The 1,932-nt window shown below is 67.2% G+C and carries 1 pseudogene; it reads right to left on the bottom strand.

What is annotated here, in order from left to right:
* Positions 1 to 78: 78 nt before the first annotated feature.
* Positions 79 to 1,856: pseudogene (locus DFR50_RS31055) on the bottom strand (IS1634 family transposase).
* Between the last annotated feature and the right edge of the window lie 76 nt (positions 1,857 to 1,932).

The following is a 1,932-nucleotide window of genomic DNA, read 5'->3' as shown; positions in this document are numbered from 1 at the left end:
TAGCCCGTCTTCGCGGATTCGGCCAATTTTCGGGTAGCGGCGTGAAGGAAAGCAATGGCTTGAGCGAAAAGGTCTTCACTACAAGAGGGGTTTTTCGAGGAGCTTGACGGCGGCGATTCTCGGGGGCGGCTGGGCCGGGAGCTGCAGCTTCAGGCGGTCGAGGAGGAGGCGCAGGTCGGGCTCGGGCTCGGTGAAGCGGGTGAGGACGATCTCGCGGCCGTCGGTGGTGGGCAGATGCACGTCGATCATCTGCTGGGCTGCGAACTTTGCGAGCGCGCTGCGCGCGGTCAGGCCCGGGGCGAGGCTGTGCAGGCGGCGGGTCAGGGTGATCTGCAGGCAGTAGGCGAGGAAGGCGATGAAGATGTGCGCTTCGATTCGCCTCTCGTCCTGATGGAACACCGGGCGGATCGCGAGGTCGCCTTTCAGATTTCTGAACGCCTCTTCCACTTCTACGAGCTGGATGTAATACGCCCAGAGCTTGGCCGGATCGTCGTGGGTCAGGTTGGTGCGCAACAGATAGCGGCCCTCGCGGCGCCGGACCTTGCGCAGCTTTTTGCGGTCGAGCGCGTAGGTCAGCGCGCCGGTCGTCTTGTCGACGTCGGTTGTGACCAGCCGCCAGGCGGAGGGCGCCTTCGAGCGCGCCGCGCCGAGCTTCATCAGCCGTTCCTCGCGGGCGATGTCCATCCCGGCGAGTTTCTTCAGCCTCCCCCACAGCCACTTGAGCTGCCGCCGCCGCATCGCGCGCTCCTTGCCGACGCGATCGGCGCTCTGGGCGAAGACGTAGAGCTCGTCGCCCTCGGCGAGGAGCTTGACCTCGACGCCCTCGCGCGCCGTCCGCCACGGCTTGTCGACGAGCTGCTTCTCGAGGCGGTTGAGGCGCCCCTTGGGCGTCCCGACGAGGTAGCGCACGGGCGGGTCGGAGGCGCGCATCTCGGCGAGAACCTCTTCCGTCGGCACGCCGCGGTCCATCACCCAGACCCGCCGCGCCTTGCCGTACTGGCTCTCGATCTTTTCCAGAAAGGATCGCAACGTGCGGCTGTCGGCGGTGTTGCCGGGCAGGACCTCGTAGGCGAGCGGCAGGCCCTCGGGGGTGACGACGAGGGCGATGACGAGTTGCGGGCAGTCGGCCGCTTGTCGCGGCTGTAGCCGTGGCGGCGCTTCGAGCCCTCGGGCAGGTCGGAGGCGTTGACCTCGAAATAGGTGCTGGTCAGATCGTAGAGCAGAACGTCGAAGGAGGCGTTGAAGAGGTCGCGCCAGCGTTGCGTCAGATGCGAGAACAGAGCCTGTTTGTGCTCGAGCAGCTTGTCGTGGCAGGCGTAGAGCTTGTGCGCCTCCGCGAGGCCGAAGTCGGAGCCGAGCAAATCGGCCATGGCGCTGTCGAGGAACCACTGGCGGTGCAGCCGCCACTCGCTGCCCGGGTCGATCAGGCGGTAGGTCGCCAGCACCTGCAGCACGTCGGCCCAGCGCGTTCCCTTGCGGCTCGCCGGCAGGCGCTCGGCCCAGAACCGGTCGAGCTGCAACTCGCGCCACAGGACGGAGGCGAGCCAGCAGGCGCCCCACTGGCGCGGCCGGCAGAGCCGCATCTGGCTCAGGCGCAGACGCACGATGGAGTCCTCGGCGGCCGGGAGGTCGCAACGCTCGTCGGGGAACAGGGACAGCGAACGGGACGCGCCGGCGTCGTCGTCGAACACCTCGATCGCCCTGCGCCAGGCTTCGGCCTGGGAGGAGTTGATCTCGCCAAGGTAGAGGACATGACGCTGCACCACGCGGCCGTTGTCCAGCCGCCGGCTCTCGACGACGCTCCAGTAGAGATGCGTCTTCCCGTCCTTCCGCCGCTCGGTCTTCCTCAGGAACATGGCGGAATGCAGTGTGACACGGATGGCCGAGTCGAGGAATCCGGCTCACCCAAGCTTGGTCTTCACTACAGCCGAT

The sequence above is a fragment of the Roseiarcus fermentans genome (assembly GCF_003315135.1).
Taxonomy (GTDB): domain Bacteria; phylum Pseudomonadota; class Alphaproteobacteria; order Rhizobiales; family Beijerinckiaceae; genus Roseiarcus; species Roseiarcus fermentans.
Note: the sequence above shows the minus strand (reverse complement) of the source record. Positions and strands in the feature narration are given on the sequence as shown.